Consider the following 17631-nt stretch of genomic DNA (forward strand, 5'->3'; position numbering starts at 1 on the left):
TTAATTGATTTGATAAGAAAAGTTAATCAGAAGGGATTGAAGAAGGATGGAGTTCTCTTGGCTACAAACTTTTATTACTGCGGCAGAATGCGAAAATTTTAGAAGAACGTCTGAAATTCTTCATGTTTCTCAGCCCTCTGTTTCTGTACATATTAAAATGCTGGAATCTGAATTAGGGATGTCACTATTTTTACGAGATGGCAGAAGAGTGAAGTTGACGGCGGAAGGGAGAAGGTACCTGCAGCATGCAAGAAAGCTGATGGAAGTGTATGAAAGTGGACTAGAAGATCTAAACGCGTTTCAACAAGGCTATGATACGAAGCTTTGTATCGGAATCTCACCGCTTATTGCAGATACGATTCTGCCTTCTGTTTTGAAACGATATGTAAAGGCTAATCCCGATGTGGAGATTTCGATAAAAATTATTGATTCAGAAGATATTGAGAGAGCGGTTTTAAACGAGGATGTGGACCTTGGGCTTTCTTGTTTAGGAAGTTCACATGCTGAGATTACGAGTCAGATGCTTTATCAAGACAAGATCGTCTTAGTGGCACCGCACGATGGGCTGGATTTCGAAGCAGCGCCGCCCCTGGATGAAAAAGAAGTGCTGCTTTCAAACTATCTATTAACTCATAACCATCCAGGATATTGGGATGATCTTTGCAGACGTGTGAAATCCCGTTATCCCGGCGTTCGAATGATGAAGGTGTCTCAGATTCACATAACAAAACGTTTTATTGCAGAAGGGTTAGGAATCTCGTTCTTACCTTTATCAACAGTAAGAAGAGAGCTGTTAGAAGGACGATTGCTAGAGGTGGACTGTTATTCAGTGGACATTCCGGATGCTCATACCTATGCGTTAACGAAGTACAATCATGGTAAACAACAAGAGTTTCTGACGTATTTGTCTGGGTATCGGTTTTAAGCAGCTGGCAAGCTCGCTTTGTCGACTCGCGTTTATGTTGGCTTTTTTCGCGACAAAATGAAATTTCTCGTGAGATTAATAGTAATTTTCGTGAGATTATTTGTTGTTTCTGCGAGATTATTTGAAATCAAGCCATATCATTTATCTCTTTATCCCATAAACAATACAAACGACGCCTAACATGATCCAGATTAAGCTGCCGAATGATAATTTCGTTGATAATCCATAGATTCCAAGCGTCATCGTCGAGAAAAAGATGATCGGCCCGATGATGGAAAGCAGGGAATTGATGACGAGTGCTCGCTCAACCGTATTATAGTGCAGCATGAAAAGTGCTGCTGTAATCTCAAGGGTACCGGATAAAATACGAATGGCCGCCATAGCTAGTACGACTTTTTCAATCATTTGCAGCAACGTCCATTGCCTCCTTTTAAACAACTGTTTAATGTTCCTACGCTGTATAGTGCATTATATGTGGCCAAGCTTCGATTAGAAGTGTAAAAAAGTTGCTACTATTCCCACTCTTTGCAATTAAAGGACTATACAGGTAATGAAGATTTTTTAGTGTATACTTGTCACTCAAGTCATTTTAAGGGGGAATAGGGATATGTTTGCAACATCAAATGGACCGCTCATTCAGGAGCCGATGGCGATTTTTGCTTATCTAGTAGCACTAGTTGGCTTCGTATTCATCTTAGGCGAATCCAAAAACCACATTCTACGGAAGTTTTTCCACTATGCACCGCCACTGATCTGGACGTATTTTTTGCCGATGATCTCAACGACTCTTGGCATCATACCTTCAAGTTCTGATTTATACAGTTTTGTTTCCGCTTACATACTGCCGGTTGGACTGCTGTTATTGCTTTTATCTATCAATGTAAAAGCGACACTCAAACTTGGACCGAAAGCGATCCTCATGTTTTTAGCGGGAACGGTAGGGGTAATCGTTGGTGGACCAATAGCACTCGCGATCTTCCAGCCGTACTTGCCAGAGGCCGCTTGGACAGGTGTAGCTGCACTAGCGGGTAGCTGGATCGGGGGCTCTGCGAATATGGCAGCGCTCGTTGAAGCGGTGGACACACCAGAACATATTCTGTCACCGATCATCGTAGTCGATACGGTTGTTGGATACAGTTGGATGGGAATTATGATCGCGCTTGCTGGGTACCAAGCTCGTTTTGACAAGTGGAACAAAGCCGATAACCGCATCATTGGAGAAGTGAATAAGCAGGTTGGTGAGCTTGAGAAAAAGAATGCTCGTCCGATCGCTGTTCCGCAATTGCTTGCGATTCTTGGTCTTGGTTTTGGTCTAGCATTTATAGTAGGGAAGTTTTCTGAGAAGTTGCCACAAGGAGATATTCTAAACACTGCTACTTGGACAATCATGATCATCTCTGCGATTGGTATCGTGCTATCTTTTACAAAGGTTCGTGAATTAGAAAATTACGGAGCGAGTAAAGTAGGGTACGCAGGGATCTATCTATTGCTTGCAACAATCGGGGCAAAAGCGAACCTGATCTATGTGGTGGAAGCACCTCAATATATTTTAATGGGAATCGTGTGGTTAGCCATTCATATTCTTTTCTTGTTCGCGGCAGCAAGGTTATTACGTTCACCTATGTTTTTCGTTGCGGTTGGATCACAAGGAAACATCGGTGGGACAAGCTCCGCACCTGTTGTAGCCTCTGTTTTCCAACCAGCGCTTGCACCAGTCGGCCTTTTAATGGGCTTACTCGGTAACATTGTTGGAACGTATGGCGCAATTATTTGTGCAAAGCTGGCACAGATGGTTTCACAGATGTAAATTTTTTTGAGGACCGTTCGATTTTGATCGGTTCTTTTTTATTAATTCTATTTGTATAATAGATGTCGAAAGTGTATTTTTATGCAAAATCAAACATGGAGATTTTTCGACAAAACTTCTCATTTTTCGCTAATCTTAAGCCTTTGACAACTTTTTTGGGTATATGTCATACTATAAAGTGTATAGAAGATCTATACAAAGATTCGCATGATGAAGGGATTGTGAAAGGCATGTTAGGAAAAGTAAAATGGTTTAACGCAGAAAAAGGTTTTGGATTTATTGAGCGCGAAGACGGAGACGATGTGTTCGTACACTTCTCTGCAATCAACACTGACGGATTCAAAAGCCTTGACGAAGGTCAGCAAGTCGAGTTTGATATTGTAGATGGAGCTCGTGGGCCTCAAGCGGCAAACGTAACTAAACTATAATTCAAGGCACTATGACCATACTTTTAATCCCGTCTGTTACCGCAGGCGGGTTTTTATTTCTAGAAAATATTTCATATTATGAATGATTAGTTTGCATCATTTCGCAATCACTGTTATGATGGTTATAGATTATTTTTGTTCGGCGTAAAAGATTGTATGAGTTTCGACTTTTCTTCTTTAGCAATACTTTGGGCAAGAGTAGCAATATATCGTGTGGTAACGCACTAGGAGGCAACAAACATGGAACAAGGTACAGTAAAATGGTTTAACGCAGAAAAAGGTTTCGGATTCATCGAGCGCGAAAACGGAGACGATGTATTCGTACATTTCTCAGCTATCCAATCTGATGGTTTCAAATCTTTAGACGAAGGTCAAAAAGTAACTTTCGAAGTTGAGCAAGGTGCTCGTGGCGCTCAAGCTGCTAACGTTCAAAAAGCATAAGCTTCGTTATACCAAAACAGGTTCTCTTTAGAGCCTGTTTTTTTGTTTGTCTAAAAAAATACATAAAAAAAACCCTACTCAAGGATCGAGTAGGGGGATGGAACAGGTTTTGTAAAAAGTTTAAAGCTTAAAAGGTTAATTCCTAGTATACCACATAGTTTGAAACTAAAAGAATGTAAGTGAAATTTATTTTTCCTTCAAATCTACATTGGTAAATATAAGCAATACGTTGATCTTCTCAAAGAAAAAAAATATTTGAAAGAGTACAGAATGTATTTTTCCCCGGTAGTATAAGGTTTGTCAGCATTGTAAAGAATTTGTCGACAGTGTAAAAATATTGTCAAAATATTTTAAATGTTACGGAGGAATTCTTTTGGGGTATATCGAAATATATATACATCACCGAAAGGAGGAGTTAAGTTATGCATTTTAACATTCGTGGAGAAAACATCGAGGTGACTGAAGCCATTAGGGCTTACGTTGAGAAAAAGGTGACGAAACTCACAAAATACTTTAACGAAACTCCAAATTCTGAAGTACACGTCAATCTAAAGGTGTACAACAATGAACAATCCATTGAGGTTACGATACCGATGAAGGGCCTGCTGCTTCGTGCAGAGGAACGTCATTTGGATTTATACGCTGCGATTGATTTGGTGGTAGAAAAATTAGAGCGTCAAATTCGAAAGCACAAAACAAAAGTAAACCGTAAATTTAGAAATGCTGAAGGCACAAAGCACATGTTTGCTAACGGTACAGAAGGCGTATCAACGGCACTGTTAGAGGAAGAGGACGATTTCGAAATCGTACGTGAAAAGCGATTCGATCTGAAACCAATGGACACAGAGGAAGCCATTCTCCAAATGGGATTACTCGGCCATAATTTCTTCGTTTATAACAATGCTGAATCTGGTGAGATGAACGTCGTGTACAGACGTAAAGACGGCAAATATGGCCTGATTGCAGGAACGAACTAACATATACAAAACTAGACTACACACCCCATGACACTTTTGGGGTGTGTTTTAAATTTTTGGAAGTAAGGTTGCCGATAAAATTTAGAACTTGTCGATATAATTGAAAACTCGCCGATAAAATTGAATTCTTGCCGATAAATTCTGAATCTCGCCGATAAAACTGCATTCTTGCCGATATTTTCAAAATGAAGGAGCCGCTAACCATGAAAAACGATATCCTGTTAAAACAACTCGCAGCGTTTCGTCATAACACGTTAAGCGCTGTTGAAGGACTCACTGAGGAAGAAGCAGATTTTGTGCCAGAGGGATTTAACAACAACATCCGCTGGAACTTGGGGCATATTTTTTTGGATCAGTACGATTGGCTGTATCATAAGATCCGTGAAGATCATCCAGCGCCGATTCATTATCGAGAGTTATTCGGTTATGGAACGAAGCCAGAGAATTGGAAGCAGACGCCCCCAACTCTTCAAGAACTTCGTCACCGTCTGATGGAGCAGGTTCAAGTGATTGGGGAGCAGTTTGGTCATCGACTACATCAAGAATTAGATGAACCAACTGAACTAGGTATGAATACATTTGCAGAAGTGCTGCCCCGCACGTTTTATCATGAAGGTCTTCATTTAGGAACGATCCTCGCTATAAAAAAAGCGATTCATCTTCAAAAACAAACACAAGCAAAATGAAAAAAGTGCAGACTCCACGTCTACACTTTTTCTTCTTTCCATACAGAAACATTTCTCAACTGAGTTTTACCACTGCGATTTAAATAACCATACGAATAAACCAATCCTACGAAATAAAAGACAAACAATAGATAAGCGGGTGAAAGATGAAAGTGGTTGTCGTACCCAATCATAAAATGTGTACCAACGCCTGTTAGAAATCCTGGCATACCACCGAGTGCCAGTGTCCACCACACCCATTTTGCTCCTTCACGATATCCCCATAACGCTATGGTTAACAATAAAAATCCTTCTGAGATCAAAGCACCGCCAAATCCAGCGCGATCGTGTGCGATTAACGGAATTAATTTATCGTTGAACGCAGTGATTTGTTCAGGTGTAAGTGCGAAGAACATTAAGTCTTCTTTTACAAAAACTCCGTTCATTCCGATGATGGAAATCACGATTCCCGCAGAGAGCAAGCACATACCTGATACGATAAATAAGCTCTGCGCAAGCTGACTTCTTTTCCAAGATATCGTGTTATAGAGATTCAACCCTTTTGATCCCGTAGTGAGCTTTCGAGATTGATAAAGCCCATAAAGGAAAAAGGGAAGGATAATTAAATAATAGATAAAGTGAAGCTTGTCAAAATAGCCGAAGCCCATAAAATAAAAGATGTTTAAGAAACCGAGAGCTGCAGCGATCACATATGCCTTTTTTGCCCAATGTTCCCCTTTTCGAATCCCGTGATACGAAAGCTGCATGAACATGAAACCTGCCGAAATCATAACACCTGCCAGACAAATCCGGTCATGAGACATAAAATGAAACAGGTGATGACTGAACCTTTGAATCTCTTCTTTTTGTATGCCTAAATATTGTTCATCATACGCTAGAAGAACTTCTGTTAGTCCGATGATTAAAGCGATGATGCCTGCGATGAATACGCCAAGTCCCATCAGGAAAAAGGAGATCCAACCTGTTTGTTCAGCGGGTTTAGAAATAGGCTGTTGTTCATACAAAATTCGTTCGTTGATGCGCTTCGGAAGACCTGGTCCGGAATAAACAAATCCGCTATGAAGCTGTATGAGAGATGCGCCTTCACGAAAAAGTTCCATCGCATCACTCGGTTCATGGACGCCACCAGAAGCAATGATGGGCTTGTTATAAGGTAAGAGCTGTTGAATACTTTCTTTTAGATGATGTATCTCCATCTGTCCGAGTTCGACGCCATCATCCCTTTCAATTCCTTCACGAATGATATATCCATCCACAGGAATATCTTCTGTAAAGTTCATCACCTTTTTATGAGTAAGTTCCAATACAAGAGGTTTAGGTGTAAGCTCCCGAATATGGTCTAAATAAGAAGCGCCTTGCGTATCGATAACAAAGAATGCAGCATGTTCATCCAGCTTTTGAACAAGCTTCTCATATTCCTGAAGTGCTTCTCCCTTAATCATTATCCCCAGTGGAATTGTTGTTCTCTTCATAGATTGAAGTTTCACTACTGTAGCATCAAGACCCAAATTTTCATGAAGATTTCCATACACCAATGTTTCTTTTTCTATATCTCGTCTGATAGGTTTTTTAGAAATCTGAGGCTCGATTGTAATCGGCCCTACTTCAATAAAACCAAAGCCAAGGTTAGTGAACGCTTTTGTACCATTCAGATGAGGATCTAATGCACCACTAACGCCAACAGGTGAAGGAAAGGTGATCCCAGCATGCTTTTGTTCCAATTCTTTGCTTGGCTGCATATGGCCAAAAAACTGTATGATTTTATCACCAAATGGCAGTTTGGCGAGGGTGTTCATCGTATGTAAAGTGAGATCGCGGCTTGTCTCTGATTTCATGCGAAACAGAAGCGGTTTAAAAAAGGTATGATACGACCAATCAGGCATAAGAAAACACTCCTTTTTATGCCGTTTTTTTATAAGTGTATCGCAAATTCTGGATGAAATTTCAAACTTTTTTCAGCTGGAAAATTTTTTTCGTGTTTTTCTGCGTTTCGTTCTGAGGAATCTGTTTTAACAGCAGGATTTTGAAGTAGGTAAGGGGAACTAGTGAGTAACAAGAAAACGCTTACACTAATGACTATGTTTACTATTTAAGGAGGAGAAGTAGTTATGATGATGAATGTGCCTTTTCGAGTTACGAGTATGCTAGAGCATGCGGAGCGGTATTTTGCGAAAAAGGAAGTAACGAGCCGTACGATGTCAGGGATCAGAAAGTTCAGTTACCGGGAGATTGGTGAACGAACACGCAGGCTTTCGAGCGCGCTAAAGCGCCTTGGTATTCAAAAAGGTGAGCGGGTTGGAACACTTGCATGGAATCACCATCGTCATCTAGAAGCTTATTTCGCCATTCCAGGTGTTGAAGCTGTTCTTCACACGATCAATATCCGACTTTCCCCTCAGCATATTGCATACATTATCAATCACGCTGATGACCAGATCTTGTTCGTAGATCAGGACATCCTGCCTCTTGTTGAAGCACTTAAAGACCATATTCCTAATGTAAAAGCGTTTATATTGATGACCGATGAAGACGAGCTGCCGCAATCGCCACTTCAGCCTCTCTATCATTATGAAAAACTAGTAGAAGCTGGTGATCCGGCTTACGAATTTCCGCAGGATGTCAATGAGAACGATCCAGTCGGGATGTGCTATACATCTGCCACGACAGGAAATCCAAAAGGCGTAACGTACACGCACCGCTCAACCGTACTACATTCGATGTCACTAGGACTTGCCGATGGCGGTTCTGTATCAGAAAGTGATGTTCTTATGCCAGTTGTGCCGATGTTCCACGTAAATGCTTGGGGACTTCCATATGCGGCAACCTGGTTCGGTTCGAAGCAAGTGATGCCTGGACCGCGATTCACGCCACAGCTTTTAGCGGAACTGATTGAGATGGAAAAAGTAACCTTTGCTGCAGGTGTACCAACGATTTGGATGGGGCTTCTTCAAGAACTCGAACAGAATAGTTATGATACTTCTAGTCTTCGAGCGGTTATTTGCGGAGGATCTGCTGCACCAAAAGGGATGATAAAAACGTTCGAAGAAAAACATAATATTCCGTTCATGCATGCTTATGGTATGACGGAAACAAGTCCACTTGTAATCGCAACGCGACTGAAAACCTATCAAGCAGATTTGGACGAAGAAACGAAATTTGATTACAAAGCGAAACAAGGTTATGTCGTTCAAGGTGTTGAGATGAAAGTAATCGGTGCGAACGGGGAAGTGAAGTGGGACGGTCACGAGATGGGTGAGCTGTTGCTGCGCTCGAACTGGATAGCGGACGAATATTACAACGATGATCGGACGGAAGGGACGTTCAATGATGGCTGGCTTCATACCGGGGATGTCGTTACGGTAGATGAAGAAGGGTTCGTGAAAATTGTCGACCGGACGAAGGACCTTATCAAGAGCGGTGGTGAGTGGATTTCGTCTGTTGATCTAGAGAATGCGATCATGGCGTTTCCGGATGTTTTTGAAGCGTCCGTTATTGCGGTGCCTCACCCTGAATGGCAGGAGCGACCACTCGCATGTGTAGTATTGAAGCCTGAGGCAAAAGGAAAAGTGCCAAAAGAAGATATTGTTGAGTTTTTGAGGCCGCAGTTTGCAAAATGGTGGATTCCAGACGATATCGTGTTCATGGATGAGATCCCGAAAACGTCGGTTGGTAAGTTTTTAAAGCGGACGTTGCGTGATCAGTTGAAAGACCATTATATGACGACCGCGAAATCGTAAAAATGTATGCAGAGAACTTCTCAAAAGTTTGAGAAGTTCTTTTTTTTGCGAAGGGGAAGAGAATAATCGCCTATAAATTTGTGAGCTATAGGAAAAAAGTATGTATCTGCTGGACACAAAGTCATTATGTCTACCTCAAAAATACATCATAAAATATATTCACGGATAGCTGCTTTTTATTCACGGTAAATTGCAATATATTCACGTATAACAGCGATAATTTCACGGATAAAATTATTTATCGAAAGTTCGACAAAGCGCACTATCTATCTCCTGGATCCTTCAGTCAAATCATCACTCAAAACTTCATTGGCAAACAAAAAAACACCACCCTCAGAAAACCACGAGAACAGTGCCAAATCTACCTACTCTTCTATTTCTTTCTCAATCCATTTACCTGTTTCTGTTACGTCCCAATAATCACTAGCTTTGTAGTCGTTCAACGACATATCAAGATCGTGAAAAATGCGGTGAACGCCTTTTAGTGGTTCTACACTCTCAGAACTCTTACTCTTCTCAATTTTTTTAAGAGCGTTCTCGATGTCTGTCTTTAATGGACCCGCAACATAGGGCAGAATCTTATTCCGTATATCGATCTCTATTTCATTTAATACTGGTGTATGTGTGTCTATGTTATATTTCGACCATTTATCATAGCCGAGTTCATTGTTCCAAAATTCGTGTATCACATTGATTCGTCTTTGGATCTCGGTCTTTGGAACTTCTATGGTCGGCTTGAAGAGAGCAGTACCGCTTGATTTTTCTGCCTCCGTTAATTCCTCATCAGACGGTGCATCTACACTCGCCGCAGAATTAAACACTGAATAATATCCCCATGTGCCAAGGCCGCCGATGATGAAGAAGCTGAGAACGAGGGTGAGAATGATCGTTTTGCTTTTTTCACTTCGCTGCTTATTTTGCTGCAGCTGCGCTTTTTGTCCTTGCCCAGCGTTATCTGTCCTGTTTAGATCTGTGTTTTCCATTCAGAACCTCCCCCATCCATCTTTATATTATTTTACCAAAATTTAGGTCCGCAGTCTCTATGGAAGTGTCAAATTTTTCACATATATAGGAAGTTACTTTACGATGAATGCTACAATTCCGATGAAAAGATTTGGGATTTCTTGTGGCTCGTTTCACAAACTGGTAGAATAGAAGTGGTATATAATTTTCGAGAACAGGGAGCGTTATTCGGATGATTAGCATTTTGAAAAAGATTTTTCCAAGTTCCAATGACCGAACGTTGAATAGATACGAGAGAATTGCGGAAAAAGTGGAAACGTTAGCTGAAGAGTTTAAAGCTTTAAATGATGAAGCTTTGGCGAACAAAACGGCTGAGTTCAAGAGCCGTATCGAAAAAGGGGAATCTCTGGATGACCTTCTCCCTGAAGCGTTTGCGACTGTGCGTGAAGCATCAGCTCGTGTATTAAACATGCGTCATTATCCTGTACAGATTATGGGTGCGGTTGCGCTTCATGAAGGTAACATTGCAGAGATGAAAACCGGTGAAGGTAAAACGCTAGTTGCGACAATGCCTATTTATTTGAACGCACTAGATGGCAAAGGTACTCACGTTGTTACAGTCAATGAATATTTGGCTCGTCGTGACTCTGAGATCATGGCGCCGCTATACAATTTCTTAGGTTTAAGTGTTGGATTGAACGTATCTGACCTCTCAAAGGAAGAGAAACGTAATGCGTATGCAGCAGATATCACATATGGTACGAACAATGAGTTCGGCTTCGATTATCTGCGTGACAACATGGTTGTTTATAAAGAGCAGATGGTTCAGCGCCGTAATTATGCGATCGTCGATGAGGTTGACTCAATTTTAATTGACGAAGCACGTACACCGCTCATCATTTCAGGTTCTGCCCAAAAATCAACGCAACTTTATCAGATGGCGAACATGTTCGTGCGTCAGCTGAAAAAAGAAACAGATTATACAGTAGATGAAAAGACGAAGAACGTTCAGCTTTCTGAAGAAGGTATCAACAGAGCGGAGCAGATGTTCTCGATCGATAACTTATATGATTATCAGCACGTAACACTGAATCACCATATTAACCAAGCGTTAAAAGCGAACATCATCATGCAGCGTGATGTGGATTATGTCGTTCAAGACGGCGAGATCGTTATCGTTGACCCATTCACGGGACGTTTGATGGCTGGTCGTCGTTACAGCGATGGACTTCACCAAGCGATCGAAGCGAAGGAAGGTCTAGAGATTCAGCGTGAGAGCATGACACTCGCGACGATCACGTTCCAGAACTACTTCCGTATGTACAATAAGCTTGCTGGTATGACGGGTACGGCGAAAACGGAAGAAGAAGAATTCCGCAACATCTACAACATGGATGTTATCTGTATTCCGACGAACCGTCCGATCGCGCGTGATGACAGAGCAGATCTTATTTATAAAACGATGCAAGGCAAGTTCAAAGCGATTGCTGCTGAAATCGAAGAGCGTCATAAAACAGGACAGCCGATCCTTGTCGGTACGGTTGCCGTTGAAACATCTGAACTTCTTTCGCAGCTTTTAACGAAGCGTAAGATCAAGCATAACGTGTTGAACGCGAAAAACCATGAGCGTGAAGCGGAGATCATTGAAAATGCGGGTCAGCTTGGCATGGTTACGATCGCAACGAACATGGCTGGTCGTGGTACGGATATCAAGCTTGGTGAAGGCGTTCTTGAAGTTGGCGGACTGCACATCCTTGGAACTGAGCGTCACGAATCACGCCGTATCGATAATCAGTTGCGTGGTCGTGCGGGTCGTCAAGGAGATCCAGGTTCATCTCGTTTCTACATCTCGATGGAAGATGAATTGATGCGTCGATTCGGTTCAGACAACTTGATGACGATGATGGAGCGTCTTGGCATGGATGAAGAGACGCCGATCGAGTCTAAAATGGTTACAAAAGCCGTTGAATCTGCACAAAAACGTGTAGAGGGATCGAACTTTGATGCTCGTAAACAGCTTTTACAATATGACGATGTTATGCGTCAACAGCGTGAGATCATCTATGCACAGCGTCAAGAAGTGCTAGATGCTGAGAACTTAAGCGATATCGTTCTTCGTATGATTGATTCTACACTTGAGCGAATCGTGACGGTTCATACACCAGAAGCAGAAGTTCAAGAAGAGTGGAACACGAAAGAAATCGCGGATTATGTGAATGCAGTTATGTTCACAGAGCCGACATTTACAGAAAAAGATCTATTTGGTCTTGATCGTGAAGAGATCATCGAGAAGATTCAAGCGAAAGTACATGCAGCGTTTGCTGAAAAAGAAACACAGCTTCCTGCTGAACAGATCGCTGAGTTCGAAAAAGCAGTAATCTTACGTTCAGTTGACAGCAAGTGGATGGATCACATCGACCAGATGGAACAGCTTCGTCAAGGTATTCACCTGCGTGCGTATGGTCAGAACGATCCGTTGCGTGAATACCAGTTTGAAGGCTTCGAGATGTTTGAAGCGATGGTTGCTGCAATCGAAGAGGAAGTTACAACTTATATCTTAAAATCGCAGATCGAGCAAAACATGCAGCGTGAACAAGTGGCTGAAGGGAAAGCCGTTGTTCCGAGCGATAAACAAGATACAGCGAAAAAGAAGAAACCGGTTCGTAAAGCACAAGACATCAAGCGTAATGATCCTTGTCCATGCGGAAGCGGAAAGAAATACAAGCAATGTCACGGAGCTGAACAAGAATAGAAAGTTGCGTGAGAGAAGAGAGTCTTTTTATAGGCTCTCTTTGCGCTTGTAAGCAGACGTGAAAAAGGGTTAATTTTAACAGCGTTCGCATATTTTAAAGATGGAACAATTATAAGATGAGGTGCAAAGACTATGGATTTAGTAGAAGTAAAACAGGAATTAAACGTTATTGAAAAACGTATCAACGACTTTAGGGGGTCTCTTTGACCTCGATACGAAGAAAGCACGTATCGCAGAACTAGATGAAGAGATGAGTGCACCAACTTTTTGGGATGATCAAAACGCTGCACAAGTCGTGATTAATGAAGCGAACGGGCTAAAAGAACAAGTGAACGAGTTTGAAGAACTTGCTTCTGCTTATGAAGATCTAGAGATCGCACACGAGCTTGTAAAAGAAGAAGCGGATGAAGATCTTCAGAAAGAACTTGTAAAAGATCTGAAATCCTTGATCACGAAGCTGAATGACTTTGAGCTTCAACTTTTATTGAACGAACCGTATGATAAAAACAACGCGATTTTAGAACTTCACCCAGGTGCGGGTGGTACAGAGTCTCAAGACTGGGCGTCCATGCTGCTTCGTATGTACACGCGTTATGCAGAGCGCCAAGGGTACAAAGTAGAAACGCTCGATTACTTGCCAGGTGATGAAGCAGGGGTGAAATCTGTAACGCTGAGCATTAAAGGACATAATGCTTATGGTTATTTGAAGGCTGAAAAAGGGGTTCACCGCCTTGTTCGTATCTCACCGTTCGATTCATCAGGTCGTCGTCACACGTCATTCGTTTCGTGTGAAGTGATGCCAGAGATCACCGATGATACAGAGATCGAAATCCGTACAGAAGACCTTAAGATCGATACGTATCGTGCGTCAGGAGCAGGTGGTCAGCACGTTAACACGACTGACTCTGCGGTTCGTATGACACATATTCCAACGAATACAGTCGTTTCGTGTCAAACGGAGCGTTCGCAGATCAAGAACCGTGAGCGTGCGATGAAGATGATGATGGCGAAATTGGTGCAGCGTCGTTTGGAAGAGCAGCAGGCACAGTTGAATGAAATTCGTGGTGAGCAAAAAGAGATCGGGTGGGGAAGTCAGATTCGCTCTTATGTTTTCCATCCTTATAGTCTTGTGAAGGATCACAGGACGAATACTGAGGTTGGTAATGTGCAGTCTGTGATGGATGGCGAGATCACGCCGTTTATTGATTCTTATTTGCGTTCTAAGTTGTAAAAAACCTTTTTAGTTTGGTGATGCTTCGAGGTACTTGAAAGTGGCTGATCTGCGCTCCAGGTGCTTCGCTTTCCGCGGGGCAGGCGGTGAGCCACTTGCCGCTTTGCGCCTTTAAGTGTCTCACCTGACCGCTTGTCCCGCAGGAGTCTCACACCTTCCGCTCCGTTCAACTTGTCGAGGGTGCTAAACAAAAAACATTAAGTTACAAGCAAGCTTCAAATAACAAGCTAACAAAAACACAAACTAAAATAATGATATAAAAACAAAACTTCCGGGCTGTTTGCTTCCGGAAGTTTTTTTATCGTATGTGTGTGAGATCTCCCTCTTGTACGAGCTCGATCTTTCTATGTTGTCCGTCTGTTACAATCTCCACGTTTCCATTGTCATAAATCCAAACGACTTGATACTCCTGGCCGTTATAAATGACGAAACTCCCCACTTCTATTTGCATGGCTTCACTCCTAATAAAGCTCTCTAGTTAATTATACCTATCTAAATCGGAATGTATATTGGGAAAAAACATGGACATCTGTCTTCTTTAGTATAAAGGAAATTGCCCTATTTTCCCAACTTATATTTTCTATAGCAGAAATCTTCACCTGTTAAAAGGTTTGATGAGGTAATTATCAATTCCTTCTGACTCTATCGTTAGCCATATTCATTTTATGTCGGCAAACATCGTAACTTTATAAAAAACAAAAAATTCTTAAACGTTTGTTTAAATCCTCTACATAGTGGCTTAACATTTCGACAGTATTCTTATAGATGCAACATCAATTTTATAGGTCTAGGGGGAAATGACATGGAAAAGAAGCCATTGGATAGAAGAACCTTTTTAACATATTTGGGTACAGGCGCAACGGCACTTGCTGCAGCTACGACAGGATTAGGAGCTTTATCAGATACAGCTAACGCTCAATCAGATAGCTTGATGCGCATGAAACCTCGTAAAAAAGGATTTAAGTTTCACCCGATCGCACCAACGGACAAAGATGATCTTGTTCTTCCAAAAGGATATAAATATGAAGTGATTGCATCTTATGGTGATGTAATTAATAAAAAAGGTGACACGTTCGGATTCAACAATGATTTTACGATGTATTTTCCAATCGACAAATCCAGTGAGCATGGTTTGCTATGGGTAAATCATGAGTACACGAATCCATTATATGTAGAAGGCGAAAAAGTAAACGACAAGTATACTTCTGCTCAGATTGAAAAGATGCTCTACAATCAAGGCGGTTCTATTATTGAAGTGAAAGTGAAGAACGGCAAGTGGGTAATGGATAAAAATTCGATTTACGCACGACGTGTAACAGGACTAACGCCGTTCAAACTAACTGGCCCGGCAAAAGGTACGGCAGCAGTAAACGGTGCAACTACGGCACAAGGAACGTTTGCAAACTGTTCTGGCGGACGTACACCATGGAACACCGTATTATCGTGTGAAGAAAATTTCGAAGATACTTCAAAAGCAGCTAATCTCGATCAAACGCATTATGGTTGGGTGATCGAAGTCGATCCTTTTAATCCGAACTTCAAAGTAAGAAAGCACACGGCTCTTGGACGTTTCAATCATGAAAATGCAAGCGTTGGAATCTCGAACGACGGACGAGTCGTTGTTTATATGGGAGATGACAAAAAGGATGCTTGTGTGTACAAGTTTGTGAGTAAAGGCAAGTACGCTCCTACTAAAGGAAAAGACAACAGCAAGCTTTTAGAAGAGGGAACACTTTATGCCGCAGATCTTGCAAACGGCAAATGGCTTCCGTTAACGATTGAAGCTGTTCGTGAAAAAGCAGCAGGGAAAGCTGAGCTTTTAGAAAAGTTCCAAACACAAGGTGATGTAGTGGTTAACGCACATGATGCTGCAATCCTTCTAGGTGCGACACCAACAGATCGTCCAGAGGATGTGGAAATTTCACCACTTGACGGTACGGTATTCATCGCACACACGAATAACGACAAACATGGCAACATTCATGGCCACATCACACGCTTTTTTGAAAAAGACGAAGATCACGGTGCAGAGAGCTTTGAATTCGAGATCTTTGCAGCAGGAGGTCGTCAAAGCGGATTTAGTGCACCTGACAATCTAACGTTTGATTCAAACGCAAACCTTTGGACTGTGACAGACATTTCATCGAGCAAGCTGAATTCTGGTGCGTGGACAAGCTTTGGTAACAACGGCATGTTCATGATTCCGACGATCGGCCGTGACAAAGGAGAGGCGTTCCAGTTTGCATCTGCTCCAAAAGAAGCAGAGTTAACAGGACCATCTTTCACACCGAACGAAAAAACATTGTTCCTAAGTGTTCAGCACCCTGGTGAAGAAACGAAAGATAAAGCAAATCCAACAAGCACGTGGCCGCAAGTACGAGGTGGTAACACACCGCGTCCATCTGTTGTAGCCATTACTGGATTCAAGTTTTAATTTTTTGAGACAAGAAGGTAACAAATGATCACCAAAATTTGAGGAGGCGATCTACATGGGTTTCACAAACATCGGAGTACCAGGATTGATCTTAATCTTAATCATTGCGCTTATCATATTCGGACCATCTAAACTGCCAGAGATCGGACGAGCATTCGGAAGCACGCTTCGCGAGTTCAAGAACTCAGCAAAAGACCTCATGTCTTCTGATGAAAAAGAAGAAAAGCCGCAGTCTAAATAAAGAAAAGTGGAAGATGCGGGCGCGGTTAAAGTCCGCATCTTTTTTCTTCATGCCAGTTACGATTTTACTCGTGGATTGAGAGCAGGAACTTGTGGATTGGGAGTCAAAACTTCTGGATTGAACTCCAAAGCACATGAATCTAAAGTCCAAACACGGCACAACAAAACCAAAATGAACCGCTATTAATAGAAAGGAGGCTGTATGATGATGAAAGCTGAAGAGATGTACTTCGTTGAACACCTTGGTGAGCTAAGAAAACGGATCATTATCACGCTCACCGTATTCATAACGGTACTTTCCGTTTCTTTTTTCTACGTTCAGCCGATTTATGACTGGCTGATTCGAGATCTTGATCAGCAGCTTGCTGTTCTTGGACCAAGCGAGATTTTATGGGTGTATTTTATGATATCCGGTGTCATCGCGATCGCGTTCACCATTCCGGTTGCCGCGCATCAAACGTGGATGTTCATCAAACCGGCACTGAGTAAAAGAGAGCAGAAAGTGACACTGTCTTACATTCCAGCACTATTTTTCTTATTTGTACTAGGTCTATCATTCGGCTATTTTATCGTGTATCCCATGGTATTAAATTTCCTTTTAGGTCTATCAGAAGGGCATTTCCAAACGTTCTTCACCTCAGAAAAATACTTTAAGTTCATGATGAATCTGACACTTCCGTTCGGCTTTTTGTTTGAGATTCCGTTAGTGGTTATGTTCCTAACGTCGCTTGGCATCTTAAATCCACACGTCTTAACAAAAGCTAGAAAAGTCTCGTATTTCGGACTTGTTGTCGTTGCTGTCTTAATCACACCGCCAGACTTAGTATCAGATTTCCTAGTCGTCATTCCACTACTTGTCCTCTATGAGATCAGCATCATGTTGTCACGCGTGATCTATAAGAAGAAGCTCGCGAAAGAACAGCTCGCCATGGAAGAAGAAAACAAGGTCGTTCAGATGAGACGCCCTTCATAAAAGACGAAAAGGAAGCCCGCTACGGCTTCCTTTCTTT

16 protein-coding genes are annotated in these 17631 nt (G+C 41.9%); 12 read left to right on the top strand and 4 right to left on the bottom strand.

The window, feature by feature from the left end; translation table 11 throughout:
• The first annotated feature begins 46 nt into the window (after window positions 1–46).
• Window positions 47–925, top strand: a complete 879-nt coding sequence (locus tag HU823_RS08700) for a LysR family transcriptional regulator (protein ID WP_197221851.1) — start codon at window positions 47–49, stop codon at window positions 923–925.
• Window positions 926–1066: 141 nt separating this feature from the next.
• Here HU823_RS08700 and HU823_RS08705 read toward each other — a convergent pair whose 3' ends face one another.
• Window positions 1067–1330, bottom strand: a complete 264-nt coding sequence (locus tag HU823_RS08705; RefSeq protein WP_171005664.1) for a YqhV family protein — start codon at window positions 1328–1330, stop codon at window positions 1067–1069.
• A gap of 202 nt (window positions 1331–1532) precedes the next feature.
• Between HU823_RS08705 and HU823_RS08710 the strand changes: the two genes are divergently transcribed.
• The 5 genes from HU823_RS08710 (at window position 1533) to HU823_RS08730 (ending at window position 5264) form a co-directional block, all read left to right on the top strand.
• The gene (locus HU823_RS08710) at window positions 1533–2732 is read left to right on the top strand and encodes a DUF819 domain-containing protein (protein ID WP_197221852.1); all 1200 of its coding nucleotides are present in this window, start codon (window positions 1533–1535) and stop codon (window positions 2730–2732) included.
• Between the two features lie 230 nt (window positions 2733–2962).
• The gene (locus HU823_RS08715) at window positions 2963–3160 is read left to right on the top strand and encodes a cold shock domain-containing protein (RefSeq protein ID WP_066245425.1); all 198 of its coding nucleotides are present in this window, start codon (window positions 2963–2965) and stop codon (window positions 3158–3160) included.
• 240 nt (window positions 3161–3400) lie between these two features.
• Complete coding sequence (cspC, locus tag HU823_RS08720) at window positions 3401–3601, top strand: cold shock protein CspC (protein ID WP_066397937.1); 201 nt, start codon at window positions 3401–3403, stop codon at window positions 3599–3601.
• 422 nt (window positions 3602–4023) lie between these two features.
• Window positions 4024–4578, top strand: a complete 555-nt coding sequence (hpf, locus tag HU823_RS08725; protein ID WP_144697887.1) for a ribosome hibernation-promoting factor, HPF/YfiA family — start codon at window positions 4024–4026, stop codon at window positions 4576–4578.
• 203 nt (window positions 4579–4781) lie between these two features.
• Window positions 4782–5264, top strand: a complete 483-nt coding sequence (locus tag HU823_RS08730; protein WP_231607343.1) for a DinB family protein — start codon at window positions 4782–4784, stop codon at window positions 5262–5264.
• 20 nt (window positions 5265–5284) lie between these two features.
• On the opposite strand, the gene HU823_RS08735 is transcribed toward HU823_RS08730, so the two are convergent.
• Window positions 5285–7147, bottom strand: coding sequence for a dihydroorotate dehydrogenase (locus HU823_RS08735; RefSeq protein ID WP_197221854.1), 1863 nt, complete (start codon window positions 7145–7147; stop codon window positions 5285–5287).
• Between the two features lie 225 nt (window positions 7148–7372).
• Between HU823_RS08735 and HU823_RS08740 the strand changes: the two genes are divergently transcribed.
• The gene (locus HU823_RS08740; protein ID WP_197221855.1) at window positions 7373–9001 is read left to right on the top strand and encodes a long-chain fatty acid--CoA ligase; all 1629 of its coding nucleotides are present in this window, start codon (window positions 7373–7375) and stop codon (window positions 8999–9001) included.
• A gap of 365 nt (window positions 9002–9366) precedes the next feature.
• Here HU823_RS08740 and HU823_RS08745 read toward each other — a convergent pair whose 3' ends face one another.
• Entirely contained in the window at window positions 9367–9984 is a 618-nt protein-coding gene (locus HU823_RS08745; protein ID WP_197221856.1) for a hypothetical protein, read from the bottom strand.
• 212 nt (window positions 9985–10196) lie between these two features.
• On the opposite strand from HU823_RS08745, the gene secA reads away from it, so the two are divergent.
• Together secA and prfB are read left to right on the top strand one after the other, a co-directional pair.
• Complete coding sequence (gene secA, locus HU823_RS08750) at window positions 10197–12716, top strand: preprotein translocase subunit SecA (RefSeq protein ID WP_197221857.1); 2520 nt, start codon at window positions 10197–10199, stop codon at window positions 12714–12716.
• A 132-nt stretch (window positions 12717–12848) separates the two neighbouring features.
• A protein-coding gene (gene prfB, locus HU823_RS08755; RefSeq protein ID WP_228116152.1) for a peptide chain release factor 2 occupies window positions 12849–13947 on the top strand; the annotation gives its coding sequence in 2 pieces (ribosomal slippage) (window positions 12849–12911 and window positions 12913–13947; 1098 coding nt in all).
• A gap of 298 nt (window positions 13948–14245) precedes the next feature.
• Here the strand turns inward: prfB and HU823_RS08760 are convergent.
• Entirely contained in the window at window positions 14246–14398 is a 153-nt protein-coding gene (locus HU823_RS08760; RefSeq protein ID WP_197129008.1) for a hypothetical protein, read from the bottom strand.
• Between the two features lie 351 nt (window positions 14399–14749).
• Between HU823_RS08760 and HU823_RS08765 the strand changes: the two genes are divergently transcribed.
• The 3 genes from HU823_RS08765 (at window position 14750) to tatC (ending at window position 17594) form a co-directional block, all read left to right on the top strand.
• Window positions 14750–16381, top strand: coding sequence for a PhoX family protein (locus tag HU823_RS08765; RefSeq protein WP_197221858.1), 1632 nt, complete (start codon window positions 14750–14752; stop codon window positions 16379–16381).
• A 55-nt stretch (window positions 16382–16436) separates the two neighbouring features.
• Entirely contained in the window at window positions 16437–16622 is a 186-nt protein-coding gene (gene tatA, locus HU823_RS08770; RefSeq protein ID WP_066245439.1) for a twin-arginine translocase TatA/TatE family subunit, read from the top strand.
• A 207-nt stretch (window positions 16623–16829) separates the two neighbouring features.
• Window positions 16830–17594 carry a twin-arginine translocase subunit TatC gene (tatC, locus tag HU823_RS08775; protein WP_197222009.1) on the top strand — a complete coding sequence of 255 codons (765 nt, stop codon included), beginning with the start codon at window positions 16830–16832 and terminating at the stop codon, window positions 17592–17594.
• The last annotated feature ends 37 nt before the right edge of the window (window positions 17595–17631 follow it).

The organism is Fictibacillus sp. 18YEL24 (assembly GCF_015903855.1).
Taxonomy (GTDB): Bacteria; Bacillota; Bacilli; order Bacillales; family Fictibacillaceae; genus Fictibacillus; species Fictibacillus phosphorivorans_C.